This is a genomic window from Spirillospora sp. CA-142024 (genome assembly GCF_050942325.1).
Classification (GTDB): domain Bacteria; phylum Actinomycetota; class Actinomycetes; order Streptosporangiales; family Streptosporangiaceae; genus Spirillospora.
Window position 1 is genome coordinate 110,082 of sequence record NZ_CP192077.1, and the last position, 24,972, is coordinate 135,053.

At 71.0% G+C, this 24,972-nt stretch carries 28 protein-coding genes; 13 read left to right on the top strand and 15 right to left on the bottom strand.

Going from position 1 to position 24,972, the window contains the following annotated elements; genetic code table 11:
- The first annotated feature begins 20 nt into the window (after positions 1–20).
- A complete protein-coding gene (locus ACQPZP_RS00550; RefSeq protein WP_433475638.1) occupies positions 21–1,382 on the top strand; it encodes an FAD-binding oxidoreductase in 1,362 nt (453 codons plus the stop codon).
- A gap of 82 nt (positions 1,383–1,464) precedes the next feature.
- On the opposite strand, the gene ACQPZP_RS00555 is transcribed toward ACQPZP_RS00550, so the two are convergent.
- From ACQPZP_RS00555 to ACQPZP_RS00565, 3 genes are all read right to left on the bottom strand, one after another.
- On the bottom strand, positions 1,465–2,877 hold the full coding sequence (locus ACQPZP_RS00555; RefSeq protein WP_433475639.1) for a DHA2 family efflux MFS transporter permease subunit: 1,413 nt from the start codon (positions 2,875–2,877) through the stop codon (positions 1,465–1,467).
- Between the two features lie 46 nt (positions 2,878–2,923).
- Entirely contained in the window at positions 2,924–3,496 is a 573-nt protein-coding gene (locus ACQPZP_RS00560) for an NADPH-dependent FMN reductase (protein ID WP_433475640.1), read from the bottom strand.
- 91 nt (positions 3,497–3,587) lie between these two features.
- Positions 3,588–4,394 carry an ATP-grasp domain-containing protein gene (locus tag ACQPZP_RS00565; RefSeq protein WP_433475641.1) on the bottom strand — a complete coding sequence of 269 codons (807 nt, stop codon included), beginning with the start codon at positions 4,392–4,394 and terminating at the stop codon, positions 3,588–3,590.
- Between the two features lie 367 nt (positions 4,395–4,761).
- Here ACQPZP_RS00565 and ACQPZP_RS00570 point away from each other — a divergent pair, with 367 nt between their 5' ends.
- The gene (locus tag ACQPZP_RS00570) at positions 4,762–5,136 is read left to right on the top strand and encodes an N-acetyltransferase family protein (RefSeq protein ID WP_433475642.1); all 375 of its coding nucleotides are present in this window, start codon (positions 4,762–4,764) and stop codon (positions 5,134–5,136) included.
- Between the two features lie 8 nt (positions 5,137–5,144).
- Here the strand turns inward: ACQPZP_RS00570 and ACQPZP_RS00575 are convergent, their stop codons facing one another.
- From ACQPZP_RS00575 to ACQPZP_RS00595, 5 genes are all read right to left on the bottom strand, one after another.
- Complete coding sequence (locus tag ACQPZP_RS00575; RefSeq protein WP_433475643.1) at positions 5,145–5,615, bottom strand: N-acetyltransferase family protein; 471 nt, start codon at positions 5,613–5,615, stop codon at positions 5,145–5,147.
- Complete coding sequence (locus ACQPZP_RS00580; RefSeq protein WP_433475644.1) at positions 5,612–5,983, bottom strand: MerR family transcriptional regulator; 372 nt, start codon at positions 5,981–5,983, stop codon at positions 5,612–5,614. Before ACQPZP_RS00580 ends, ACQPZP_RS00575 begins: the two co-directional genes overlap by 4 nt.
- A gap of 19 nt (positions 5,984–6,002) precedes the next feature.
- Complete coding sequence (locus ACQPZP_RS00585) at positions 6,003–7,016, bottom strand: MDR family NADP-dependent oxidoreductase (RefSeq protein WP_433475645.1); 1,014 nt, start codon at positions 7,014–7,016, stop codon at positions 6,003–6,005.
- 81 nt (positions 7,017–7,097) lie between these two features.
- Positions 7,098–7,727: a hypothetical protein gene (locus tag ACQPZP_RS00590; RefSeq protein WP_433475646.1), complete on the bottom strand. Its 630-nt coding sequence runs from the start codon at positions 7,725–7,727 to the stop codon at positions 7,098–7,100.
- Positions 7,728–7,818: 91 nt separating this feature from the next.
- Positions 7,819–9,210 carry an MFS transporter gene (locus ACQPZP_RS00595; protein WP_433475647.1) on the bottom strand — a complete coding sequence of 464 codons (1,392 nt, stop codon included), beginning with the start codon at positions 9,208–9,210 and terminating at the stop codon, positions 7,819–7,821.
- 87 nt (positions 9,211–9,297) lie between these two features.
- Between ACQPZP_RS00595 and ACQPZP_RS00600 the strand changes: the two genes are divergently transcribed.
- Together ACQPZP_RS00600 and ACQPZP_RS00605 are read left to right on the top strand one after the other, a co-directional pair.
- Entirely contained in the window at positions 9,298–9,876 is a 579-nt protein-coding gene (locus ACQPZP_RS00600) for a TetR/AcrR family transcriptional regulator (protein WP_433475648.1), read from the top strand.
- Positions 9,877–9,953: 77 nt separating this feature from the next.
- Positions 9,954–10,325: a hypothetical protein gene (locus ACQPZP_RS00605; RefSeq protein ID WP_433475649.1), complete on the top strand. Its 372-nt coding sequence runs from the start codon at positions 9,954–9,956 to the stop codon at positions 10,323–10,325.
- Positions 10,326–10,350: 25 nt separating this feature from the next.
- Here ACQPZP_RS00605 and ACQPZP_RS00610 read toward each other — a convergent pair whose 3' ends face one another.
- The gene (locus ACQPZP_RS00610) at positions 10,351–10,710 is read right to left on the bottom strand and encodes a hypothetical protein (protein ID WP_433475650.1); all 360 of its coding nucleotides are present in this window, start codon (positions 10,708–10,710) and stop codon (positions 10,351–10,353) included.
- Entirely contained in the window at positions 10,710–11,144 is a 435-nt protein-coding gene (locus ACQPZP_RS00615) for a hypothetical protein (protein WP_433475651.1), read from the bottom strand. Before ACQPZP_RS00615 ends, ACQPZP_RS00610 begins: the two co-directional genes overlap by 1 nt.
- An 86-nt stretch (positions 11,145–11,230) precedes the next feature.
- Between ACQPZP_RS00615 and ACQPZP_RS00620 the strand changes: the two genes are divergently transcribed.
- Together ACQPZP_RS00620 and ACQPZP_RS00625 are read left to right on the top strand one after the other, a co-directional pair.
- The gene (locus ACQPZP_RS00620) at positions 11,231–12,013 is read left to right on the top strand and encodes a helix-turn-helix domain-containing protein (protein ID WP_433475652.1); all 783 of its coding nucleotides are present in this window, start codon (positions 11,231–11,233) and stop codon (positions 12,011–12,013) included.
- Between the two features lie 55 nt (positions 12,014–12,068).
- Positions 12,069–12,479, top strand: a complete 411-nt coding sequence (locus ACQPZP_RS00625) for a phosphoribosyl-AMP cyclohydrolase (protein ID WP_433475653.1) — start codon at positions 12,069–12,071, stop codon at positions 12,477–12,479.
- A 7-nt stretch (positions 12,480–12,486) separates the two neighbouring features.
- On the opposite strand, the gene ACQPZP_RS00630 is transcribed toward ACQPZP_RS00625, so the two are convergent.
- The 3 genes from ACQPZP_RS00630 to ACQPZP_RS00640 all read right to left on the bottom strand — a co-directional run bounded on the left by ACQPZP_RS00630 (position 12,487) and on the right by ACQPZP_RS00640 (position 15,521).
- The gene (locus ACQPZP_RS00630; protein ID WP_433475654.1) at positions 12,487–13,047 is read right to left on the bottom strand and encodes a dihydrofolate reductase family protein; all 561 of its coding nucleotides are present in this window, start codon (positions 13,045–13,047) and stop codon (positions 12,487–12,489) included.
- Between the two features lie 110 nt (positions 13,048–13,157).
- Positions 13,158–13,616: an alpha/beta hydrolase family protein gene (locus ACQPZP_RS00635; RefSeq protein WP_433475655.1), complete on the bottom strand. Its 459-nt coding sequence runs from the start codon at positions 13,614–13,616 to the stop codon at positions 13,158–13,160.
- A gap of 96 nt (positions 13,617–13,712) precedes the next feature.
- Positions 13,713–15,521 (bottom strand): cellulase family glycosylhydrolase, encoded by a 1,809-nt coding sequence (locus ACQPZP_RS00640; protein ID WP_433475656.1) that lies wholly within the window; start codon positions 15,519–15,521, stop codon positions 13,713–13,715.
- Between the two features lie 137 nt (positions 15,522–15,658).
- On the opposite strand from ACQPZP_RS00640, the gene ACQPZP_RS00645 reads away from it, so the two are divergent.
- The 3 genes from ACQPZP_RS00645 (at position 15,659) to ACQPZP_RS00655 (ending at position 18,227) form a co-directional block, all read left to right on the top strand.
- On the top strand, positions 15,659–16,243 hold the full coding sequence (locus tag ACQPZP_RS00645) for a TetR/AcrR family transcriptional regulator (RefSeq protein ID WP_433475657.1): 585 nt from the start codon (positions 15,659–15,661) through the stop codon (positions 16,241–16,243).
- A 137-nt stretch (positions 16,244–16,380) separates the two neighbouring features.
- Complete coding sequence (locus tag ACQPZP_RS00650) at positions 16,381–17,184, top strand: transporter substrate-binding domain-containing protein (protein ID WP_433475658.1); 804 nt, start codon at positions 16,381–16,383, stop codon at positions 17,182–17,184.
- 104 nt (positions 17,185–17,288) lie between these two features.
- Positions 17,289–18,227, top strand: coding sequence for a DUF5996 family protein (locus ACQPZP_RS00655; RefSeq protein ID WP_433475659.1), 939 nt, complete (start codon positions 17,289–17,291; stop codon positions 18,225–18,227).
- Between the two features lie 27 nt (positions 18,228–18,254).
- Here the strand turns inward: ACQPZP_RS00655 and ACQPZP_RS00660 are convergent, their stop codons facing one another.
- Together ACQPZP_RS00660 and ACQPZP_RS00665 are read right to left on the bottom strand one after the other, a co-directional pair.
- The gene (locus ACQPZP_RS00660; protein ID WP_433475660.1) at positions 18,255–18,848 is read right to left on the bottom strand and encodes a hypothetical protein; all 594 of its coding nucleotides are present in this window, start codon (positions 18,846–18,848) and stop codon (positions 18,255–18,257) included.
- Positions 18,845–19,486: an RNA polymerase sigma factor gene (locus ACQPZP_RS00665; RefSeq protein WP_433475661.1), complete on the bottom strand. Its 642-nt coding sequence runs from the start codon at positions 19,484–19,486 to the stop codon at positions 18,845–18,847. Before ACQPZP_RS00665 ends, ACQPZP_RS00660 begins: the two co-directional genes overlap by 4 nt.
- 624 nt (positions 19,487–20,110) lie before the next feature.
- Between ACQPZP_RS00665 and ACQPZP_RS00670 the strand changes: the two genes are divergently transcribed.
- From ACQPZP_RS00670 to ACQPZP_RS00685, 4 genes are all read left to right on the top strand, one after another.
- Positions 20,111–22,288, top strand: coding sequence for a bifunctional polysaccharide deacetylase/glycosyltransferase family 2 protein (locus tag ACQPZP_RS00670; protein WP_433479777.1), 2,178 nt, complete (start codon positions 20,111–20,113; stop codon positions 22,286–22,288).
- Positions 22,289–22,464: 176 nt separating this feature from the next.
- On the top strand, positions 22,465–23,073 hold the full coding sequence (locus ACQPZP_RS00675) for a TenA family protein (protein ID WP_433475662.1): 609 nt from the start codon (positions 22,465–22,467) through the stop codon (positions 23,071–23,073).
- Positions 23,074–23,185: 112 nt separating this feature from the next.
- On the top strand, positions 23,186–23,782 hold the full coding sequence (locus ACQPZP_RS00680; RefSeq protein ID WP_433475663.1) for a DUF1989 domain-containing protein: 597 nt from the start codon (positions 23,186–23,188) through the stop codon (positions 23,780–23,782).
- Between the two features lie 40 nt (positions 23,783–23,822).
- Complete coding sequence (locus ACQPZP_RS00685) at positions 23,823–24,950, top strand: alkene reductase (protein WP_433475664.1); 1,128 nt, start codon at positions 23,823–23,825, stop codon at positions 24,948–24,950.
- The last annotated feature ends 22 nt before the right edge of the window (positions 24,951–24,972 follow it).

Genomic DNA, 24,972 nt, shown 5'->3' on the forward strand with positions numbered 1-24,972 from the left:
TTCGCTGACCAGGATGGGGAGTGAACAGCCAGAACGTCCAAGAGGGGGTCGCCATGCTGGACACGGTCCAGGGGCCGGTCTACCGGCCCGGCGATGAGGGTTACGACGACGAGCGGACGGGGTTCCAGACGGCCGGCCCGCACCGTCCCAGCGTGATCGTCGGTGCGGTGGACGCGGACGACGTGCGGGCCGCCGTCCGGCATGCGGCCGAGCACGGGCTGCCCGTGGCCGTGCAGAACACCGGCCACGGGCTGCCGCTCACGGCCGACGGCGGACTTCTGATCAGCACCCGGAGGATGACCGGGCTGCGCGTCGATCCGGAGGCGCGGTCGGTGTGGATCAAGGCCGGTGTCCGCTGGGCGCAGGTCGTGGAGGAGGCCGCGAAGCACGGCCTGGCGCCGCTGTCCGGATCGTCCCCCGGGGTCGGCGCCGTGTCGTACACGCTCGGCGGCGGCGTCGGCCTGATGTCCCGGTTGTATGGGTTCGCGGCCGACCATGTGCCCGCGATCGACGTCGTCACCGCAGACGGGCGGGCGCGGCGCGTCGGACCCGGCGACGAGCTGTTCTGGGCGCTGCTCGGCGGACGGGCGAACTTCGGCGTCGTGACGGGCCTGGAGATCGGGCTGGTGCCGGTCCCGCACCTGTACGGGGGCGGGCTGTACTTCGACACCGCGTACATCCCGGACATCCTGGAGGCGTGGCGTACCTGGTCGGCCACCGCGCCGGACGCGATGACGTCGTCGATCGCGCTGATGCCCGTACCGGACATTCCCGTCTTCCCGGAGCCGCTGCGGGGGAAGCATGTCGCGCATGTCCGTATCGCCTACGTGGGAGACGACGGGGAGCGGCTCGTCGCCCCGCTCCGCGCGGTAGGGCCCCGGCTGATCGACACGGTGGACGAGATGCCGTACACCGCGTCCGGGACGATCCACAACGAACCGCCCGTCCCGATGGCGTACCACGCGACGAACGTCGCCCTCGACCGGCTGGACGAGGAGACCGTCGGTGACCTGCTCGCCCTGGTGGGGCCGGGTTCACCCGATCGGGCGATCCTGGAGATCCGGCATCTGGGCGGAGCGATGGCCAAGGAGCCGTCCGTCCCGAACGCGGTCGGCAACCGCGGTGCCGAGTACCTGGTCGGTGTGCTGTCGAAGCTGGGGCCCGGCGCCGACGTCGAGGCCCTGCACACGCGGGTCGGCGATGCGCTGGAGAGGAAGGCGTCCGGCAGGCTGCTGAACTTCCTGTTCGGGGCGAACGCGACGCCCGAGCAGGTGCGGGCATCGTACGAGCCGGAGATCTACGAGCGGCTCGCCGGGCTGAAGGCCGTCTACGACCCGTCCAACATGTTCCGGCTGAACCACAACATTCCGCCCTCCGGCTGAGGACGTGAGACCCCGCGGGCCGGCCGGCGCCCCCGGGCTCTCCCGCACGCGCCCCCGGCCTCCGGGCCGGGGGACGCCTGCGTCATGTCGTGGGACGGCGCGGCAGCAGCGATGCCGGAATCAGCGCCAGGGCCAGCAGTCCGATCGCGAATATGTAGGTGTCCTGGAACGCGTCCGCCAGGGGCCCGGCGATCTCCTTCGTCCCCAGCCTGTGGACGGTCTGGAGCGCGCCGCCCTCACCGTCCGGCACCAGGTCGCTCATCAGCGTGGACAGCACGACCGACGTCAACGCCATCCCGATCGCACCGGACATCGTGTTGATCAGGTTGACGGTCGCGCTCGCCGCCGGGGCCCGGTCGTGCGGCAGGCCCCGGGTCGCCGCCGTCATCGCCGGCATCATCGTCGCGCCGCCGCCCGCGCCCATCAGCATCATCGTCGCGCACAGCCCCCAGTAGGAGGCGTCCGCGCTGAGTTGGACGGTGAACGACACGAACCCGGTGAGGGCGGTCGCGATCGACACCGGGACGAGCCGCCCGGCCGGCACCCGGTCGATGATCCGGCCCGCGACCTGCATCGCCGTCCCCGAGCCGAGCGCGAACGGAATGCCGATCAGCCCGGCCATCGTCGCGCTCTCGCCCCGGACGACCTGCAGATACAGCGGGAGGAGCAGCATCGTCCCGAAATAGCCGGACGCGAACAGGGTCAGCGTGCCGGTGGCGGCGGCGAACGTCCGGTCGCGGAACGGGCGCAGGTCGATCAGCGGGTGCCGGGCCGTCAGCGCCCGGACCGCGAACGCGACGAGCAGCCCGGCGCCCGCGACCAGCGGCACCAGCACGCCCGCCGAGCCGAAGCCGCCGCGGTCGCCGCCCGTCGTCACGCCGTAGAGCAGGGCGGCGATGCCCGGCGAGAGCGTCAGCAGCCCAGGAACGTCCAGTGGCTTCGGTTCGGTGGGGACGTCCCGGGGGAACAGCCGGGAGGCGAGCGCCACCACCGCCACCGCGACGGGCAGATTCACGAAGAACATCCACCGCCACGACACCTCGTCGATCAGCCAGCCGCCGAGGACGGGCCCGGCCAGCGGCCCGACGAGGATCGCCAGGCCGAGCGTGCTCATCAGCCGTCCGAGCCGCTCGGGTTCGGCGGCGCGCAGCAGGATCGTCATGCCGACGGGCATCACCAGCCCGCCGCTGAACCCCTGCACGACCCGGAAGACGATCAGCGACTCGATGTTCCACGCCAGCCCGGCGAGCACGGACCCGGCGGCGAACGCCGCGATCGCGCCGAGGTACAGCCGGCGGGCGCCGAACCGTCCGATCGCCCACGCGCTGGACGGGATCACCGCGCCGAGCGCCAGCGAGTACCCCGTCACCACCCACTGGATCGTGCCGAGCGGCGCGTGGAAGTCCTGCGACAGCCGGTTGACGGCGACGGTGACGACGGTCGTGTCCAGCGTGATCATGATCGACCCGAGGACGAGCACGAGCACGATCGCCATCGGCCTCGTCCTCACCTGCGGCGGGGCCTCCGCCATCGTGGTCATCTCAGGCCCCGTACGGACGGACGGTCCGCGCGTCGCGCAGCGCGTGCCCCCACCAGGCGAGCTGGTCGAGCATCCCCTTGGCCGCCGCCGCGGCGCCCTCGGGATCGCTCGGCCGGCCGTCCTTGCCGAACCAGTTCCACGGGTGGTGGAAGCTCACGGTGTCGCGCATCGTGACCGCGTGCAGCTCGGCGAAGACGCCCCGCAGATGCTCGACCGACCGCAGCCCGCCCGCGAGCCCGCCGTAGGACACGAACGCGACCGGCTTCGCGCGCCACTCGTAGAAGTGGGTGTCGATCAGGTTCTTCAGCGTGCCGGGGAAGCTGTGGTTGTACTCGCAGGTCACCACGGTGTAGGCGTCCGCCTGGGCCAGCTTCTCGCTGACGGTCGCGAAGCTCTCGGACGTCTTCGCGCCCAGCGCCGCCGGCGGCGGCTCCTCCGCCACGTCGACCACGTCCACGACCAGGTCGTCCCGCTGCCGGGCCTGCTCGGCGAACCAGGTCGCCACGGTCGGCCCGAACCGTCCCTCCCGCGTGCTCCCGATGATGATCGCCATGCGGAGCGGTGCCTCGGTCATCGGTCTCTCCTCGTTAGATCGCAGCTCGTTGACGTGGTCGAAGCTACGAAGGGCGAGGAGCGCCGCTCATCTGTCAGATGACTGGGGTGCCCTACCTGTCCATGTCGAGAGCGACTTCCTCGACGACCCAGTCACGGTCGTCTGGCGCAATGTGCCTGCGGTCGAGGCACGCTCGGGCAAGCACGCGGAGGACCTGTTCGGGGTCGCATCCGTAGAGGCCCGCCCCCCAGGCGGCGTTGGCTTCCACAACCGCCCAGCCCCGATCGTGGATGCGTCCTACATCGAGAACGGTTCCCGGTGGGACGGGCACCTCCTTGAGGACGTGCGCGGCGTACTCCCGTGCCTCGTGGACGTCTTGCTCTGGGACGTGCCAGTGGCCGTCTGCGGTAAGGGCGAGTTCGCCGTCCAGCAGGTAGGGGGACATGGTCACGACCTGGCCTTCCAGGACGTGGCAGCGGAATTCGACGTCCCACAGGACGGGTTCACTGACGAACACTGGGGTCTCGTCGGGCAGGACGTCCTCGCCAGGAAGTTCGTCTGGCGAGTGGTGCACCTTGCCTTCGAACGCCTTGCGCCCATCTGCGGGCTTCACGAACGCGGGCTCAGAAAGGCTCTGCCGCACCTCGCCGAGCGTCGACACGTCGATACTCCTGCGCCGATGCCGTTCAGGAAGCCCCGGCAACCAACCGGACGGCACGTCGAGAAGTGCGACACCGACCTGCGAGGCGATGACCTCCACGAACGTGGGCTCCCCGTAAAGGGCCACGTCCTGTCCCCGCATACGCGCCGGTGCCCGCCAGCCGCCCAGCCGCTCGGTCTTCCACCCGAGCCGTCCGGCCGCGGCCCGCAGGACCTTCGAGTCGGACGTGTAGCGCGGCGAAAGCACGAGAAGCGGCATCGGCCAAGACTAAATGGCGCGCAAGCCGCTTACCGCATGAAATTCCGCCCACACGGCGGAGCCGTTCAACGTGGGGTGCGAGCCCCATCCCGGGCGCCGCCCTGGTCGAGGACGGTCACGCGCGATGCAGCGAGAGGCGCCCCGGCCGGCTCCACCCGATCCAGCCAGACGTGCGGGACTGACCTCCCAGGCAGCCGCATCAGCTGAGAAGGTGTCGGAGTGCTCACGCTTGGGGAGATCGCTGAGGCTCCGCAGGTTCTGACATACCGGCTGAACCTGCGTGACGGTCCGGAGGCCGTGCTCCGGCCGCTCGTCCGCGCCGACGCGGAAGGGCTCGCCGCGTTCCTGCAAGGGGCGCCTGCGCCTGGTGCTCGAAGCCACGGACTCCGCCATGATCGTCGGCCTCTTCGAACTCAGCCTCGCGATCGTGGCAGAGGATGTGGCGCGTTACCGTGCGGCAGGCGTCCACCTCACCGAAGCGAACGACTGCCGATTCGGCCCCACCCTTGCCGACGCGTTCCAGGGGCGCCAGGCGGGGACGCTGGCCTTCCCGCTCATCACGGACGTCGTCCGGAAGCTCGGTCGGACGAGGATCATCCTGTGGGGCGGCGTCCTCGCCGACAACGCCCGAGCCATCCGCTTCTACGAGAAGAACGGCTTCCGGCACATCGGCTCGTTCACCGGCCCGGACGGACTCAGGTCGCTCGACATGATGCTCGACCTGGGATCACGTCCTGGCTAGGAGCCGGGTCACTGGCCGGCGGCCGGTGGTGGCGGGGTCGAGCACATCCTGATCTTGATCTGGCCGTCGCCGTGCCGGGCCACCTCCCGCAGGCCGAGACGCTGGTAAAGGGCGCGGGCGCGGTGGTTGACGGTCAGGACGTCCAGAACCAGGGCCTTGCCCTGCCGGCCGGCCTGGTCGAGCAGGGTGGTGATGAGCTCGGTGCCGATCCCGCGGCCCTGGTGGGCGGGGAGGAGTTCGATCCGGCCGACGTAGATCTCGGTGGGATGGTGGTCGACGGCGAGCATCCCGACGTCGGCGCCGTCCGCGGTGACGATCTGCCAGTGGCCGGGGTCGAACGCGCGCGAGTGGTAGCCGCGCTGGACCTGCTCGTCCCAGCCCCAGATCGCGGTTACGTAGGCGCCCATGGCGGCCTTGTGCAGCTCGAAGCAGAACTCGTCGTCGGCGGGCGTGGCCGGGCGCAGTCCGAGGACGGTCATCGGTCGGCGGGGGTGCCGAGCTGGGCGGCGAGCCGGTCGCGCAGGGTGGTCAGCCGGGCGATCTCGGCGTCCAGGACGGCGAGGCGGCGGTGGGCGATGCCGGTCCGCGGGCACGCCGGCCCGTCGTAGGGCGGCAGGGCGTCGCCGTCCAGGAGGTGGAGCCGGTCGGCGCAGCCGCGGAGGTCCTCGATGGTCAGGCCCAGGGACAGCAGCCGGCGGATGGTCAGCACGCGGGCCACCTCCTTCGGGCCGTACCGGCGCTGCCCGCTCCGGGTTCGGGACGGTGGGGGCAGCAGCCCCCGCTGCTCGTAGAAGCGCAGGGCCCGCGGGGTCGTCCCGGCCGCCGCCGCGGCGTCGCCGATCCGCATCCGTTCTCCTTCCGGACGTCTACAGCTCGACGACGACCGCTCCGAGGTGCCGTCCGCTGATCAGTTCGTGCAACGCCTGCGGGGCGCGGTCGATGCCCGGGACGCGCACGTGCGGGAAGGTCACCTCGCCGGAACGCAGCCAGCCGCCGAAGCGCTCGGCCCACTCCCCGGTGCCGTCCAGGCCGCCGAACCCGCGCATCTCGATGCGCTTGGCGACCAGCTGGAAGGTGTCGATCTCGACCGGGGCGGTGGTGCCGGTGAGGTGCGGCGACAACTGCCCGGCCAGCGTCCCGACGAGGACGAACCGCGCGCCGGTACGGGCCGCGGCGATCGCGGCCCGGAGCTGCTCGCCGCCGACGTTGTCCACGAAGACGTCGATGCCGTCGGGCGCCGCTTCCGCCAGCTGTTCGGCGATGGGACCCGCGTCCCGGACGAGGGCCGCGTCGTAACCCAGCTCGGACACCAGACGCGCCGCCTTGTCCGCGGACCCGGTGCTGCCGACGACCCGTTCCGCGCCGAGCCGTCCGGCGATCTGACCGGCCAGGGAACCGACCCCGCCGGCGCCGCCGGAGACGAACACGGTGTCGCCGGGGCGGACCCGCGCGTCACGTGTCAGTGCCGTGAACGCGAGGGCCGCCTGGCTGAGATGGGCGACCGGGTCGGGCAGCGTGTCGTCCAGCGGCGTGCACTGCTCGGCGGGCGTGACGGCGTACTCGCGCCAGCCCATCCAGTGCCGGACCAGGTCACCCGGCCGCAGCCCGGCGTCCGGCGGCGCCGAGACGACCTCGCCGATCGCCGGCCCGAACAGCGTGTCGCCCGGACGGAGCGGCGGGAACGGTGTGCCCTTCACGCCGCCGCCGATCAAGGTGCGCAAGGCCGGGAAGACGTGGAAGAAGCGGTTCCTGACCAGCACTTCGCCTTCGTCCGGTACCGGGATGGGCTCCTCAACGACGGCGAAGTGCTCGGGCCTCGGCAGCCCGTCCGGCAGGGCGGCGAGCCGAATCGCACGGGAGGTGGAGGGCGAGGGCGGCATCTGGACACTCCTTAGGCGTCGAGCCCGGGAAGGGGACCCGGGAGAGCGTCGCGACGCTAACCCTTGACCCATGGGTCAAGGTCAAGCCCCAGCCTTCTCCTGCTGCTTCTTGGCGGACCGGGTGGTGGTGCGCCGGCGTAGACCTCCGTAGAGGAGTGAGGAAGCGTTCGCCAGGAACAGGGCCGCGGACAACAGGACGGATACGAGGGTGTCGTCATCGCCGGGGCGGTCGGGGAGGCGCGGGTCGAGCAGGTCCAGCGGATCCTTGCGCAGCGTGACCCGCTGGAGCGCCTTGATCTGGCCGAAGCAGTTCTCCTGCTGCGAGATGCGGTGGACGGTGTGCTTCCCCGTGGTCTCCACCACCGTGCAGAACCAGCCGGCGCCCCGCTTTGCGTCCCGCTTCTCGACCTTGGCGACGACGGCTGGGCCCGGTTGTCCCAGGTTCTCCATGTAGACGAGGTACAGGGCCGGTCCGGCGAAGATCGGCAGCGCGAATCCGGTGATGGCGACCATGACCGCCGCGCCGGCCCGTCCCCATGACGAGCCGACGACGGCGATGGTGAGGAACACCGTCCCCACGCCGATGATGACGCCGAGGACGATGAGGCCGTACGGGTACTGGGCCACCCAGCCGGCGAACGTGAGCACCACCGGCACGATGAGCGCCCATTTCAGGGAATTCGCTACCGGCCGTCCGGTTTCCGAAGTCACCGCAGGATGATAGGCGGCTGCGCCGAACATGATCGAATCATGAGCCGATCCAAGGGCGCGGCCGGTTTCTTCGGCGTAAGCCGGTTCAAGGTCAGGCCGTGGCCGGGCGGCCGGGGGTCAGGGCGGCCGACGCGAGCGCGCCCGCCGCGGCGGCGACCGCGGCCAGGACGAAGCCGTCCGAGAAGCCGTCGAGCGTGTCGCCGGTGAGGCTGGCCGCGGCGACGCTGGAGATGACGGCGGCGCCGATGGACGCGCCGAACTCGTGGAACGTGCTGACGATGCCGGAGGCGATGCCGGATTCGTGCGGCGCCACCTGGCCGAGCGCCGTCGCCGACGCGACGACGAACATCGCACCGGTGCCCGCGCCCGCGATCGCGGTGCCCACCACGACCGTCACCGGTTGCATCGACAGGGTCGGCACGGCCATCCCGATCGCGGCGGTGGCGAGCCCGGCGACGGCGAGCCTGCGCGGTCCCGCCGTGCCGATCGCCCGGCCGGTGAGGCCGGCCCCTGCCATCGTCGCGACGGCGACCGGGAGGAACAGCAGGCCGGTGCGCAGCGCGCCGTACCCCTCCGCGTGCTGGAAGTAGAAGGTGCCGAGGAAGAACACCGCGATCATCAGCGCCGTAGCCATCAGGATCAGGAACGTGCCGGTGGCCACCGGGCGCCGCACCAGCAGCGAGACGTCCATCATGGGTGATCTCGCGGTCTTCTGCCTGGTCACGAACGCCAGGTAGCCGGCCGCCGCGAGCAGCACCAGCCAGCCGGTCGCGGGCGTCAGCCAGCCGTCGTCCCCGGCCCGGATGAACGCGTAGATCAGCGCGCCTGACGAGGCGGTGACCAGCAGCGCGCCGAGCAGGTCGAGCCGGGGACGCGGGCCGGGCACGTCCTGGCGCGGCAGCATCCGGGCCAGCGCCACGACGATCACCAGCCCGATCGGGACGTTGACGTAGAACACCCACGGCCAGCCGGGCCCGGCCGTCAGGGCGCCTCCCAGCAGGACGCCGAGGGCCGCGCCGCCGCCGCCGAGCGCGGACCAGACGCCGAGCGCCCGGTTCCGCTCGTCCCCTTCGAACAGGCCGACCACCAGGGACAGGGCGGACGGGGACAGCAGCGCGGCGCCGAGCCCCTGCGCGACGCGCCCGCCCAGCAGCATGCCGCCCGATCCGGCCAGCCCGGTCGCCAGCGAGGCGGTCGTGAAGATCAGCAGGCCGGCGAGGACCACGCGCTTGGCGCCGATCAGGTCGGCGGTCCGCCCGCCGATCAGCATGAGCCCGCCGAACGTCAGGGTGTAGGCGCTGACCGTCCAGGTCATGGCCTGCCGGCTCAGGTCCAGATCGGCCTCGATGTGCGGCAGCGCGATGGCGACGACGGTGACGTCGACGATCAGCATCAGCTGGGCCACGCCGAGGAACCCCAGGATGCGCCATCTCAGCGGATGTGCCGGGGTCCGTCCGGACGGTTCGTGGAGCTTGCCCGTCATGACGACTCTCCTCCTTAACTCGTACTACGACGTACGACTTATTGGAGAGTAACACGTACATTGGCGTACGAGTTAAGATGTGGGGTCATGCCTTCCGCCTCTCCCGGCCGGCGCCGGCGCGCAGACGCCGAGCGCAGCATCGCCCGCATCGTCTCCGCGGCCCGCGAAAGCCTCAGCCGAGATCCGAACGCGAGCATCGACGACATCGCCAAGGCCGCCGGCGTGGGGCGGATGACCCTCTACGGCCACTTCCGCAACCGGGCGGAGCTGGTCGAGGCCGCCATGGCCGAAGCGCTGCGCGACGGTGAGGAGGTGCTGTCGGGCGTCGACCTCACAGGCGACGCGCAGGACGCGCTGACACGGCTGCTCGAATCCAGCTGGTCCCTCGTGGCCGAGTCCGCCGCGCTGCTGACGGCGGCCCAGGGCGCCCTTCCCGCCGGACGCGTCCGCGAACTGCACGGCAGTCACGCGGACCGCCTGGAGAACCTCATCCGCCGGGGTCAGGACGAAGGAGTCTTCCGCACCGACCTGCCGATCACGTGGCTGGTCAACGTCATCCAGTACGTCCTGCACGGCGCCGCGGAGGAGAACCGCGCCGAGCGCATGGAGATCGAGGAGACCGGACGCGTCGTGACGGCGACGGTGCAGGCGATCCTGGCCGCCTGACGCGCGCTCCCGGACCGGCGGCGCTTTACCTGCGAGGTAATCGAGCCGCGCCGGTGCGCGGTGGAAGTGTCGGCGGCATGGAACGCGCACTGGAGACTTTGGCGGGCGGCCGCGTCGTCTGGGGAGCGCTGGCGCTGGCCGCGCCCGGGCTCAACGTGAAGCTCGCGGGCATCGGCGACCGTGACACCCCGGAGCTCAGGTACATGATCCGGATCTTCGGGAGCAGGGCCGTCGCGCTCGGCCTCGGCTACCTGCTCAGCGACCCGGCGGCACGGCGGCGCTGGCGGAGGCTCTGCCTGATGGTGGACGTCTTCGACACCGCCGCCGGGGTCGCGCACGTGATCCGCGGGGACGTGCCGCGCGGAGCGGCGGCGGGCCTGGCGGCGATCACCGGTGGCTACGCGGCCGTCGGCGCCCTGGCCCTGAAGGCGGACGCGCCGTCGTCCTGACGGACGTCCGCCCAAGACCACCAGGTCAGACCGGGATGAACAGCGCCTCGAACGGCGGGTCGCCCACACCGGCCGTCACGTGGCCGGTGCCGGTGGTGTCGGCGGCGAGCACCAGGTCGCCGGGGCCGAAGCGACGCCGGCCGCCGTCGCTGACCGTCACCTCGATCACGCCGCGCAGCATCACCACCCACTGCTCGCGCGGCGCCGGGTGCGGGAGACTGTCGAACGCGGCGCTGCGCAGGTACTGGACGCCGCCCCGCGACGGCATCCCGCCGACCGCCATCGCCGGCACCCCGTCGGCGACCTTCCGGTGTTCGAGCGGGATCTCGCCGTCCTCGAACGCCGACCCGCCGCCGGCCGTGCGGGCGATCCTGGTGAAGTTCATCAGGTCGCCCCGATGAACTGGTGGTCGGTGCGGACCCGGCCGTCGTCGTCCACGGAGAGGACGTCGAAGCCGCCGCCGACCGTCTCGCGCCCGCCGGTCGTCACCATCGACCAGCGGATGCCGATCACGCCGGCGAGCAGGACGGACGGCTCCCCGGCGATCTCGAAGACGTGCTCGCCCGCAGCGACGAACATCTCGTACGCCCTGGTCACGCGGGCGTCCAGGGCGTCGTGGCCGTGGACTTCCAGCGGCGGCGCGGGGACGGCGAGCGCCGCGGCGGCGTCCCGGATCTCCTGCGGAGGGTCGACCAGCACGTGCACCGCGTCGGACGTCCACAGTTCGCGGACGAGCGCGCTGCGCGTCTCCGGATCGGGCTCGTTCCACTGGGCGAGATAACGGTCGGCCAGTCGCTTCACATCGAGTGGGTTGCTCATGCGCAGCAGTCTGCGATCCGGCCCTGCTGGACCGCGATTCCCCGCAGGGAATCGCGCCGCCGCGCGCGTTCGGTATGAATGAGGGCATGACAGTGGTGGCGCGACCGGGCCGGTTCGCCCGTGACCTGCGGGACTGGCGCACGCGCCGCCGCTTCAGCCAGCTCGACCTGGCCATCAGGGCCGACACGACCCAGCGCCATCTGAGCTTCCTCGAACAGGGGCGGTCGCGTCCCGGACGCGCGATTGTGGTGCGGCTCGCCGAGTCCCTGGAGCTGCCGTTGCGGGAGCGCAACGAGCTCCTGCTCGCCGCCGGCTACGCGCCGGTCTACGCCGAGTCGAGCCTCGACGCGCCCGAACTCGGCCCGGTGCGCGAGGCGCTGGACCGCATCCTCGAAGGGCACATGCCCTACCCCGCGGTGGTCGTCCGGCCCTATGGGGAACTGGTCGCCGCCAACCCGGCGTTCGGTGTCCTCGCCGAAGGCGCCGCGCCCGCTCTGCTGGAACCGCCGGTCAACGTGCTACGCCTGGCCCTGCATCCGGACGGCATGGCCCGCAGGGTCGAGAACCTGGCCGAATGGGGCCGCCACATCACCGGCAGCTTGCGCGACCAGGGACGGCGCGGCCCCGACCCGCGCCTGGCCGAGCTCGTCGACGAGCTGGACGGCTACCTCCCCGATGTGGAGTCGCCGGAGGATCACCTCGGCTTCGCCGTGCCGCTGCGTTTGCGGGCCCCGGAGGGCGAGCTGCGCCTCATCACCACGCTGACGTCGTTCGCCACCGCCGTCGACGTGACCCTCTCCGAGCTGCGTCTCGAAGCGTTCCTGCCCGCGGACGAGACCACGGCGGCGATCCTCCGCGGACGGAGTTGACCGCCACGGGGGGCCGAACACGACGCCGGGCCGGTTCACCAGGCAGGATGGCGGGGTGAACGAACTCGAAGAAGGCACCCGGCTCACTCTGGACTTCGACAAGCTGGCGGGCGTCGCGGCGACCGGGGCGCGGGTCGTCCCGGTCGTCCTGCAGGACGCGGGCAGCGGCGACGTCCTGTTCATCGGATACGCGAACGACCAGGCCCTCAAGGCGACGCTGGACGAGCGGATCGCCGTCCTGTGGTCCACGTCCCGCAACGAGCTGTGGCGCAAGGGCGCGACCTCGGGTGACGTCCTCGAACTGGTCGACGTCCGCGTCAACTGCGAGCAGAACTCCCTCCTCTACCTCGTCAACCGGACGACCGGCGGCGCCTGCCACACGAACCTCCCCTCCGGAGAGGCGCGCCCCACCTGCTACTACCGCTCGGTCGCCGACGGCGAGACGCTCCGCCACATCCTGCAGTGACGCTCGGTCAGGAGCGCTTCGGCTCGAAGTGCAGGGCGGTGATGCCGCACTCGAACGAGCGCGAGCCGACGAGGTTCAGCCGCTGGTAGGCGCCCTCCGGGAACACCGGCATTCCGGCGCCGAGCGCGGTCGGGTTGACGAACAGGTGCAGCTCGTCGAGCAGTCCGCGGCCGATCAGGTCGCGGACGAGCGTGCCGCCGCCATAGGCGATCATGTCTCCGCCCGGCCGCGCCTTGAGGCGTTCGATGGTCTCGGCGAGGTCGCCGCCGGCGACCTCGGCGTTCGGCCAGGGCGACTCGGCGAGGCTGTCGGTGATCACGACCTTGGGCGTGTCGTTCATCTGGTCGATGGACTCCTGGGTCTCCCCCTCGGGGCCGGCCGCCCACGCCGGGATGAAGCCCTCGGCGAGCTTGCGGCCGAGCACGATGCAGTCGACCGGCTTGGTGAGCGCATCGATGTAGGCGGCGATGTCGTCCGTCCACGGGAACGTCAGCCAGTCCATCTCGCCGTTCGGGCCGGCCATGTATCCGTCCACGCTGACCTGCACCTGGAGCTTGAACCTACGCATGATCTCTTCTCCTCGGGTCTGCGGTAGCCCGCATCGACTTGCTGTACCCGAAGCTTGGCGGAACCCGTTTACGGCATGTTTACGGCCCGCAGGAGTGCCCCCTCAAGGCCCTATCGGTGCAGCCAGGCCGCCACGTCCGCGATGACGGCCGGATCAACGTGCCGCGGCTGCTCGCACTGCCCCGGCGTGGACGGGCCCTCGCCCGGGAAGAAGAGGTGGTCGTCGGCGACGGACGGCTCGGCCGCCGCGGCGCGCGGAGCGGCCCTGCCGCCCATGCTGTGCCCGAGGACGAAGACCCTCCCCACGGCCGGCTCCCGCTGGAGCAGCCGGACGGCGTCGACCGCCGGCGGCACGTACTCGTCCGCCACCGAGTCCACCTGGACGCCGTGCGCGTACGTCACCTTGTCGAACCGCGCCACCGCCACCCCGCGAGCGGCCAGCCCCCACGCGATGTCCTTGAGCGGCTTGTTCGGGCCGCTGGTCGCGTCGCGGTCGAACGGCCCGCCGCCGCTGAGCAGCACGACGCCGGGCAGGCCGCCGCCTCGGGGGAGGATCAGGATCCCTGGCACGGCAAGGCGGCCGGAACCGAACGCAGTACCTGGTCAGCCCCATCATCTTCCCGATCGCCGAACCGCCCGGCGGCGACGCGTCCTAGCCGTCCTGCCTCAGCCGTTCGGGAAGTGCCGGGTCGTCCAGGTGGAGAGCTCGGTGCGGGCAGCGGCGAGCTGAGCGTCGGTGACCGGTGTTCCGGTCGCGGTGTTGACGACGAGGGCGACGTGGACGGCGCCGGCCGATCGTGCGCCGATCAGCAGCCGCTTCGCGGTGGACGAACCGGTCTCGGAGGTCGCCGAGACGGGACCTGATGCAGGGACCCCGTTGAGGGTGGCGATGTCGCTGACGACGGCGGTGGTCGAGGGCGCGAAGGACTGCGGCAGGTGCAGTTCGGTGGGGGCGCCCGCGGCCGATTCCCGCCACACCAGGACGCCGTACTGCCTGTCCTGGAGCAGAGCCGAGAGCCCGGGCATGCCGGAGGGGACGGTGAGCCACGCCTGCTGGCGGCCGTCGCCGCCGTATCCGGAGCGGGCCAGGTCCTCGAAGGCGAAGGCGAGCGTGTCGCCGTTCACCGCCGACGGATAGAGCCGGTCGAGGACGCGCCGGTCCAGCCGGAGGGCGACCTTGCCCGCGTCGTCGGTGGCCACGGCCGAATGGTCCTCGTCGTTCCAGCCGTCACCGCTGGTCTGCACCTTGTCGGGGTTGCCGTTCATCAGTTCGTGGTGACGACCGCTGTAGATGTCCCACTGCCATTGAATGGCGGAGAGGACCTGGCCGCCGTCCGCCGGTGTGTTCCACCAGTTCTTTCCGGGAACCCCGTAGTCCATCGCCTGGTACATGGCGCGGATCATCCACGGGGTACGGTCCTCGGTCATCTTGTTGCCGAACTCGGAGACGAACGGCGAGGTTCCGAGCGCGGTGGCGCGCTGCCGGATCTCGTTCATCGCGGCGTCGTAGGTTCCGTCGGCGGCGGGTGACGGATCGACGGTCATGCGGGCGCCGTCGTAGTAGTGGCTGTTGAACACCATCCGGGTGCCCAGTTGCCCGACCGACGTCATGCCGCCCTCTTCGAAGAAGCCGGTGTTCCAGAAGACCAGCGGCTCGGCGAAAGCGGGTTTCGAATTCCAGCCCGCCTCGTCCATCGCGGTACGGACACGCTGGTAGAAGGGCATCAGGTAGGTCTTCTCCCAGTCCAGGCCGGTCTTGCCGTCCAGGCCGCCGTCGAAGGGCTCGTTGAACGGGTCGAGACCGACGATGTTCTCGAAGGCCGGCTGGGGGAGTTTCTGCTTGAGGTAGGCCATGGTCTCCTTGGCCTGGGCCAGATATGCGTCCTGGACACCGACCGTCCCCGCCGTCGTGGTGAGGGCGCGGTTGCGCCAGAAGTCGTAGGCCGCCTTGCGCACGGCGGCGTTGTTCTGCATGTTCTGGCCCCACATGAAGCAGATGCCGCAGGATTCCTTCGGATAATCCCCCGCCTCGATCACCCACTTGGGAGCGCCGTCCCCGGTGTACCAGCTGCCGGTGTTGAACAGGTGCGAGGAGTAAAGGTCCTGGTGGTAGTCCAGCAGGACGCGGATTCCGCGATCCGTGAACGCCCTGATCTGCGCGATGGCGCGGTCGAGATAGGCGTGGTCGATCCGGTCCGGTGCCGGCTGGACCCCTTCCCAGCTGATCAGGAATCGGATGGCGTTGGCACCGGTCAGATCGCGCATCGCCTGCGCGGATCGGGCGGCGTCCGCCGTGCTGCGGAACGGCAGGAGATTGTTCTCGTAAAGCTTCGTGCTTCCAGAGACGTTGAAGCCGCGCAGCGTGACCTCTCGTCCCGCGTCGTCCCGGAGCACCCAGTTCCGCTGTTTCGGGGACACCACCAGGGTCGCCTGGGCCGGGGGCGCGGCGATGACCGCCGTGCCCGCCGCGACCACCGATGCGACAAGGGCGACTCTCAGAAACCGGATGGACGATACGCGCGTCGCTGACATGGCGCGGCCTTTCGGGGCGGGGGCCTTCGCCCAGCAGTGTGCAAGAACCTTCTTGCATCCGCAAGAACTATCTTGCATCCGTGCCTTCCACCACGCGCGAGCGCATTCTGGACGCCGCCCTGGAGCTGATACAGCAGCACGGTTTCGGCGGAACCACCGTCACCGACATCGAGGAACTGGCGGGGCTCTCCCCTGGCAGCGGCAGCTTCTACCGGCATTTCCGCTCCAAGGAGGAGGTCTTCAGGGAGGTCCTGGAGCGTGAGCTGGCCCGTGCCCAGCGGTATCGCGAGGACTTCGAGCGCGGGCCCGCCGCCGACCCCCGGGAGGCGTTGACCCGCCGGCTCGTCCAGCAGCTGGACTACCTGACCCGGGTCAGGCCGCTGATCAACCTGCTGGCCCGCGAGCACGGGAGATTCCCCGACCTGACCCGCCGGATCCGCAGCGTGCTCGTGGATCAGGGCATCGCCGAGGAGGCGGGGCACCTGACCCGCGACCTGCCGTCCGGGCCGGGGCACGACGATCCGCACGCGCTGCTCGCGGTCGTGGTGTCCGCCCTGACCGGATACCAGCTGTCCCGGGACTTCTTCGGCCGTCCGCCGGCCGACGTCGCCCCCGACCGGTTCGCCGCCGCCCTCGCCGCCCTCGTCACCGGCCATCACGGCTGACGATCCGGTTCCACGCGGGAGACCGGTCCGGATGCGGCCATGGGGGTGGAGGGGCGGTCCGGTGGGCTGCGATCTTGGTGTGGGCGCCCCTGCTCGACGGACCAGGGCCGCGCCGAGGAAGCCGGGGGTGCCGGAGGATGCGGCGACTGATCGCGGCGGCGCTGGCGGCCGGTCTCGCCGCGAGCGGGTGCGCGAGCGGCGGCGGGACGTCCCTCCTCGGTGAGGAGACGCTGGTCGCGGGCGTCCGGCCGGACCTGCCGGGCATCGGGTTCAGGCGCCCGGACGGGACGTTCGAGGGCCTGGACGTGGACGTGTCCCGCTACCTGGCCGCGCGGATGGGGAAGAAGGTCCGGTTCGCTCCCGCGCTGGCGCGGGACCGGGAGCGGCTCCTCCGCGACGGCGACGTCGACATGGTGCTGACGTTCTGGCTGGAGCCCGAGTGGACGCAGCGGCTCGCGTTCGCCGGCCCGTACCTCCTCTCCTACCAGGACATTCTCATCCGGGACGACGAACGCCACGTGCGCGGAGTACGTGATCTGAAAGGGCGGAGGATCTGCGCCGTCACCGGATCGGGCGCGGCCGAGGCGGTGACCGTGGAGCGGCAGGTCCCGGCCGTGCCGGTCGGGGCGCGCTCCTATGACGAGTGCATGACGATGCTGGGCGACGGCAGGATCGACGCGATCACGACGAACGACACGATCCTGGCCGGGTTGAAGGCGCGGCAGGGCGCCGGGTTCCGCCTGCTGAACTCCAGGTTCGGTGAGCGCCGGACGGGCATCGCGATCCGGAAGGGCGACCCCGACGGCTGCGAGGCCCTCAACAAGGCCATCACCCAGATGTACCAGGACGGGACGATGGCAACGCTCATGCGCAAATGGTTCGGCACGTCCGGCCTCGACCTGTCGGACCTGGAGGTCCCGCAGTTCGAAGGCTGCCTCTGAGTGCGCCCGAGCAGAACGGAATGTCTCGTTCCGCTATGTTCGGCGGTGTGGATCCAGGGGCATGACGGTGGGTGTTCCGGAGGGCCGACAGGACGGGGGCGGCGGTGGATCGACACGCGTGGCCGCAGTTGCGGGTCGCCGACTGGCAGGACACCCGCGACACGCTGCACATGTGGACGCAGATCATCGGCAAGATCCGCCTCGCGCACGCGCCGCTGGTGAATCACTGGTGGCAGGTGACGCTCTACGTCACCCCGCGCGGGCTGACGACGTCCGCCATCCCCTATGGCGCGGGAGCGTTCGACATCGAGTTCGACTTCGCCGAGCACCGGCTGACCATGCGCGCCAGCGACGGCGGCGCGCGGGAATTCGAGCTGGAGCCCATGCCCGTGTCCGAGTTCTACGCCCGCACTTTGCGTGCCTTGGATGAACTCGGGATCGAGACGCGTATCCAGGGCCATCCGAACGAGGTCGATCCGGCGCTCCCCTTCGCGGAGGACGATCAGCACGCCTCGTATGACGCCGAGTCGGCGCATCTGTTCTGGCGGCAGCTTCTTCAGGCGGCGCGCGTGATGGGCGAGTTCCGGTCCCGGTTCGTCGGCAAGGTCAGTCCGGTGCATCTCTTCTGGGGCGCCATGGACCTCGCCTGCACGCGGTTCTCCGGACGGGACGCGCCCGAGCATCCCGGAGGCGCCCCGAACTGCGGCGACTGGGTGATGGTCGAGGGCTATTCGCGCGAACTCAGCAGCTGCGGATTCTGGCCGGGCGGAGGCGAGGAGGGCGCCTTCTACGCCTACGCCTATCCCGAGCCGGAGGGGTTCGCCGAAAGGCCCGCGGGCCCGCCCGGCGCGTACTACAGCCCGGAGAACGGCCAGTTCCTGCTGCCCTACGAGGCGGTGCGGAAGGCTCCCGACCCCGACCGGGTCCTGCTCGAATTCCTGCAGGCCACGTACGAGGCGGCCGCCGACCTTGCGCACTGGGACCGTCCCGCCCTGGAAGCCGACCCGGCGAGATGGGCCCACAGGACTCACGAGGGCATCTGAGACGTCAGCGCGCGGGGAATGGCGGTGCTAACCAGACTTGGCGTTCTTCCGGGCCTTGCCGTTCCCGTTGCCCGAGTTGCCGCCCGGCGGTGAGCCGTTGTTGCCGGACGTGCCGGGCGGTGACTTGGTGTTCTGCGGTTTCGCGGTCCTCTTCTGCTGGCCCGGGGCGTTCGACTTGCCTTGCCCCTTCGGCTTCGTCGGTGTGGCGGTCGGCGTGCGGCCGCAGCATTCCGGCGAAGACCGCGTGACGGGGGCGCCGTCGTCGCCGGTGCCCGGCCGGCCGTGCGGCGACCGGGAAGGTGCGGGGGCCGGCTCCTGGCCCGGGAAGTGCCCGGTCGCGTAGGCCACGCCTCCGGACAGCAGGATCGAGCCGCCGCCCACCACCGCGATGACCTTGGCCGTCAGGAAATTGCGCAGCGTCGCGGCCCAGGGCCGGCGGGCGGAGCGGGGGGCGGCCAGGAAGGCGGCGACGGCGGCGTCCTCGCCCGCGAGCTCCGCCGGGCGGCCGGGTGCGGCGGCGGCCGAGAGCAGCGCGTGCAGCTCGGCATGGCCGTCCGCGCCGCGGAGCAGGCGCTCGGCGGTGCGGGGATCGAGCCGTCCGGCCTCGGTGTCGTCGCTCATGTCACCCCTTCAGCGCCGGAACCGCCGCTTTTGTCACCCTGCACGAGGCGGCGGGTGTCCGCGGCGGACTCGCCCGGGGCTTCGCCGGGGGCCGTGCGGGAGGCCGACAGACGCTCGGCGAGGCGTCGCAGGCCGCGGTAGGCGGCGGTCCGGACGGCGCCGGAGCGTTTACCGAGAACCTTGCCCGCGGATTTGGCGTCCAGGCCTACGACCACACGCAGCAGTACCGCCTCGGCCTGGTCGCGGGGCAGCTCGGCGATCAGCCTCAGCGCCTGCTCTGTGGCGATGCCGTCCAGCGCGTCCAGCTCCGTGTCGGCGTCGGCGGCCATCGTGACGAGTTCTTCGGCGGGCATGTCGGAGCCCGGCCGCCTGGATCTGCGGCGCAGGTGGTCGAGCGCGCGGTGCCGGGTGATCGTCGCGGTCCAGCCGCGGAAGCCGTCGAGGTCGCCGCGGAACGAGGGGAGGTCCCGGGCGATCTGCAGCCACGCCTCCGACGTCACGTCCTCCGCGTCCCCCCCGACGAGGGCCCCGGCGAAGCGGATCAGGCGAGGCTGGACGTCCCGGTAGAGCATGCGAAAGGACTCCTCGTCGCCGTCCTGCGCCGCGCGCAGGGCCCGGTCGAGCTCGTCCTCGTCCACCGCGCCATTGTGCAGGCATTTTCCCAGTGATGTGACACGTACGCGGGGGTTCGCGCTGAACGAGTGAGCGCCCGGGCCGCCGGGCGTTACCCCTCGCACGAGATGACGGACGAAGATGATCGGCAATGCCCCCCACGATCGGGACGAACTACTCGTCACCGGCATCCCGCCGGTTGGCGGGCCAGTGGCCGTGCCGTCCACGGAGCCCGTCTCGGAGCCGACCGCCGAGTTGGAGGCGGCGCCGGTCTTCGTCGACGCGACCGGGTGGCGTGCGCGGATGGGACGCCGGCTGGGCCTGCTCGCGGGCGCACTGCTCATCGTGTTCCTGGGGGCACTGGGCCTCGGTATGACGACAGGTGCGGATGTGCCGTTGACGCCATGGAGCGGGCCCTCCTCCGGTCCGCGTGTGAAAATCAGCCGTCCCAGTGTTCCGGCTAGCAAGACCGGTCAGCCACCCCAGGTCGCGAAGCCCCGACCCACCGGTCCGACCGGTACCCTGCCTCCCTCGGCGGCGCCCAGGCCGTCCAGTTCGACGGCGCCGTCGACGGCCGTCACCACGAGTCGCCCGGGCAGGTCGGAAGCGTCTCCTCGCGCCTGGGGACACAAGAAGAAGAACCCTTGACCGTGCGACGCAGTGAGCCACGGGGGCACTGGCTCCTTCTTCTGCTGGGCGGACTGGTGCTGACCGTCCTCCTTCTGCTCGACGGATTCGCGAACGGTGCCGTCGGTGAGGCGCCCCGCGACGAGCCTGGGCGCCCCGCGCCGGCCCCGTCCCAGGTCGCCTCCGGCGGCCCCGTCGTCAACCTCGCCGGCGGCACCCCGCAGAGCCGCCGCATGCCCCCGAAGACGATCGCGCTGACGTTCGACGACGGTCCCGACCCCGAGTGGACGCCGCGCCTGCTGGACGTCCTGCGCCGCCACAACGCCCGCGCGACGTTCTTCACCATCGGCGCGCACGTGGCCGAGAACCCTGCGCTGACCCGCCGCATCCTGGACGAGGGCAACGAGATCGGCTCGCACACCTACACCCACGTCGACCTCGCCACAGCCCCGGCGTGGCGGGGACGACTCGAACTCGACCTCACGCAGCGGGCGCTGGCGGGCGCGGCGGGCGTCCACACGAGGCTGATGCGGATGCCGTACTCGTCCCGTCCGGACGGCCTGACGGCACCGGAGTGGCAGGCGGCCAGGCGGGCGGGCGAGGACGGATACGTCGTGGTCCTCACTGATCGCGACACCGAGGACTGGGCGCGTCCGGGCACGGCGAAGATCGTCCAGCGGGCGCTAGCGGCGGGCAGGCGCGGTGAGGGCGCGGTCGTGATGCTGCACGACTCGGGCGGCGACAGGTCGGAAACGGTCGCGGCCGTCGAGCAGATCCTGGACCGGCTCCAGCCGCAGGGCTACCGCTTCACCACGCTCACGCAGGCGCTGGGCATGCCGTCGGCGGAAGTCGCCGTGCCCGCGCACGAGAGGGTCGTCGGCTGGACGCTGGTCACCGCCCAGCGCGCCGCGTCGGCGCTGACCAGAACCATGGGCGTGCTGTTCGCGGTCGCCGGGATCCTCTACGTGCTGAGGCTCGTGTCGCTCCTGGTCTTCGCGCACGTCCACATGCGCCGGGTCCGGAGGCCGGCGCGCCAACCTCGGCACGCCATAAGACCGGCGCCGCCCCCGGGCGGACTGCCGCCGGACCCGTTTCCACCCGTGTCCGTGATCGTCCCCGCCTACAACGAGGAGGTCGGTATCGGGGCGACGGTGGCTTCGCTCGTGGACACCGACTATCCGGGCACCGTCGAAGTGATCGTGGTGGACGACGGCTCCAGCGACCGTACGGCCGCGATCGTCGATTCGCTCGCCCTGCCGGGCGTCCATCTGATCCGCAAGCCGAACGGCGGCAAACCCAGCGCGCTCAACGCCGGCCTGGCCGTGGCCCAGTCCGACATCCTCGTCCTCGTGGACGGCGACACCGTCTTCCAGCGCGACACCATCCGGCATGTCGTCGCGCCGTTCGCGGACCCGGACGTGGGAGCGGTCAGCGGCAACACCAAGGTCGCCAACCGCGGCGGCATCCTCGGACGCTGGCAGCACATCGAGTACGTCATCGGGTTCAACCTCGACCGGCGGATGTTCGACGTCCTCCAATGCATGCCGACTGTCCCCGGCGCGATCGGCGCGTTCCGGAGGGCGGCTCTGGACAAGGTGGGCGGAGTCCCCGGAGACACGCTCGCCGAGGACACGGACCTAACGATGGCGATATGCCGCACAGGGCTGCGCGTCGTCTACGAGGAGAAGGCCCTGGCCTGGACGGAGGCGCCCGCATCGCTCAGGCAGCTGTGGAGGCAGCGCTACCGCTGGTGCTACGGGACGTTGCAGGCGATGTGGAAACACCGCCGCTCCGTCATCGACCGCGGCGGCTCGGGACGGTTCGGACGCCGCTGCCTGCCCTACCTGACGGTGTTCCAGGTGCTGCTTCCGCTGTTCGCACCGGCCATCGACCTGTTCGCGCTGTTCGGACTGGTCTTCCTCAACCCGCTGGTGCCCATCGTCACCTGGCTGCTGTTCGTCGCCGCCCAAGCCGCCGCAGGCGCCTACGCCCTGTGGCTGGACGGTGAGACCGTCCGTCCGCTGTGGACACTGCCGCTCCAGCAGTTCGTCTACCGGCAGCTCATGTACCTGGTGGTCGTCCAGTCCATCGTCACCGCGCTGATGGGGGCGCGACTGGGGTGGCACACCGTCCGGCGGACCGGGACCTTCACGGGTTTCGAGGGCCGGGAACAATCCCGGGGGCCCGTCGGTTACACATGACAGCCGGTGTGCCTGGTGTCCCCGGGCCTCACCTTTCGCCTTCACGGAATACCGTCCGGCTGGAGCCGTGTTGTGCCTTTCGCCGAGAGGCGACCCGCACACCGGTGCAAGACCAGGACCCCGCCGGGTCGCACGACCCGGCGGGGTCTGGTCGTTTCACCGGCAGACTGGCGGACATGAGTCTCGCCGCGCATCTGGAGCAACTCGGCCGTCCGCTGGTCGACGAGCAGCTCGAACACCCCACCGTGCAGGGCATCGCTCAAGGCGACCTGGACGAAGCCGTGTTCCGCTCATGGCTGGAACAGGACTATCTCTTCCTCCACGACTACGTGCGCGTCTTCTCGCGCCTCGCCTGGCAGGCCCCCGACGCCCATCTCGGAGACCTCGTCGACCTGGCCTACGCCACCTTCCACGACGAGCTCGAACTCCACCGCTCGCTCTCTTCGAGCTTCGCCGCCGACCTGGACGGTGCGAAGAAGGGCCCGGCCTGCGCCGCCTACACGTCGTTCCTGCTGGACAGCGCCGCCGTGTACGCCGACGGTCTCGCCGCCCTCTACCCCTGCATGTGGGGCTACTCCACCCTCGGCCGCCTCCTCGCCGAGGACCCCCCGTCCGACCCGCGCTACCGCCGCTGGATCGACACCTACGCCGACCCGGCCTTCGCCGATCTGACCACCCGCATAGCCCAGATGATCGACGAGTCGGACGCCGCCCCGGCGACCGCCGAACGGCTCTTCCTGGAGGGCATGCGCCACGAACTGGCCTTCTGGGACGTCCCGACCTGAGAGCCGTCCGTGAACTCTCGCCAGGCCGATTGTGTGAACGTCCAATTGATTCGCACGAAGGTAGAGAAACATCTATGGCCTGGGTGCCTTCGGTGATGGTGTGCTTCCCGGCATGGAGCTGACAGCAGGGCGCACCGTGGTGCCCGCGAGGGAAGGACGGGCGGTCCGGGTGCCCGCCGGACGACGAGTGCGGGTCGTGGACTTGGAGGGCGGGCAGGTCGGTGACCTGTTCGCCTTCGCCGCGGACGATCCGCGCGAACGGCTGAGCGCCATGCACACCCGCAGCGTGACGAGCCGGCTGTTCCCGGCAGTGGGCGAGGCGTTCGTCACCGACCGCCGGCGGCCGATCCTGGCCCTGGCCGGTGACGGCTCGCCGGGATCGCACGACATGCTGATCGCCGCCTGCGACCCGGCCCGCTATGCGGCGCTGGGGGTGCCGGAACACCGCTCGTGCGCCCGGAACCTGGACGAGGCGTTGGCCGAGCTGGGGCTGGACGTCACCGCCACACCGCAGCCGGTCAACCTGTTCATGCGGATTCCGGTGGAGGAGCAGGGGCGGCTGCGGTGGCTGCCGGCCGAGAGCCGGCCAGGGGACTCGATCACGTTCGAGGCGGTCATGGACTGCGTGGTCGCGGTGTCGGCGTGCCCGCAGGACCAGGTCGGCATCAACGGCGGTGAACCGACGTCGCTGGCGATCGACGTGCTCTGACACGCCGGCCGAGAGCAAGCATCAGTAGGGAGAAGTACAGATGAGCGTTTCCAGGAACCATCCGGCCCTGGAGCCGGGGCGTGTCGGCGATCTGCGGACGGCCAACCGGCTGGTCGTGGCGCCGATGACGCGGGTGTCGGCCGAGTCGGATGGCACGGCGACACCGGAGATGGCCGACTACTACGCCGAGTTCGCCCGAGGCGGGTTCGGACTGGTCATCACCGAGGGCATCTACACCGACATCGCCTACAGCCAGGGCTACCTCAACCAGCCTGGTCTGGTGTCGGGGCGGCACGTGGCGGCGTGGCGCGACGTCACGGAAGGCGTGCACGGTGCAGGGGCACCGATCGTGGCGCAGCTGATGCACGCGGGTGCGCTGTCACAGGGAAACCCGTACCGCGATGACACTGCCGGACCATCGGCGGTACGGCCGCAGGGCGTGAAGATGCCCGAGTACGGCGGGAACGGTCCGTGGCCGACGCCCAGGGAGATGAGCCCGGCGGACATCGAATCGGCCATCGCCGGATTCGTCGCCTCGGCGGTGAACGCCAGGGACGCCGGGTTCGACGGCGTGGAGGTCCATGCGGCCAACGGCTACCTCCTGGACCAGTTCATCACCGACTACACCAACCTGCGCGAGGACTCCTACGGAGGGCCGATCGCGAACCGTGTGCGCCTGACGGCCGAGGTCGTGACGGCGATCCGCGCCGAGGTCGGTCCGGACTGGTGCGTCGGGGTGCGGCTCTCGCAGACCAAGGTGAACGACTTCCGGTATCGCTGGCCCGGCGGTCCGCACGACGCCGAGGTGATCTTCACCGCGCTGGCGGAGGCGGGCGCGTCCTATCTGCACATCGCCAGCGAGGGCCGGAACTGGATCGAGACCGCGCGGCTGGACGGCGGGCTCACCATCACCGGCCTGGCCCGCCGGGTGAGCGGCCTCCCGGTGATCGCCAACGGCGGGATGCACGATGCGGACCTGTCGGCCCAGGTCCTCGGGGACGGTCACACCGACCTCGTGTCCGTGGCCAGGGGCGCCCTCGTCAACCCCGACCTCCCGCGCCGCCTGGCCGAGGGGCGGGCACAGGAGCGCTTCGACCACTCGATCCTGGAGCCGATGGTCACCCTGGACAACGTCCGCCGCCATCGACCGGCCGATGCGCCGGCCTGACCGGGGACCCGCGGAAGCGGAG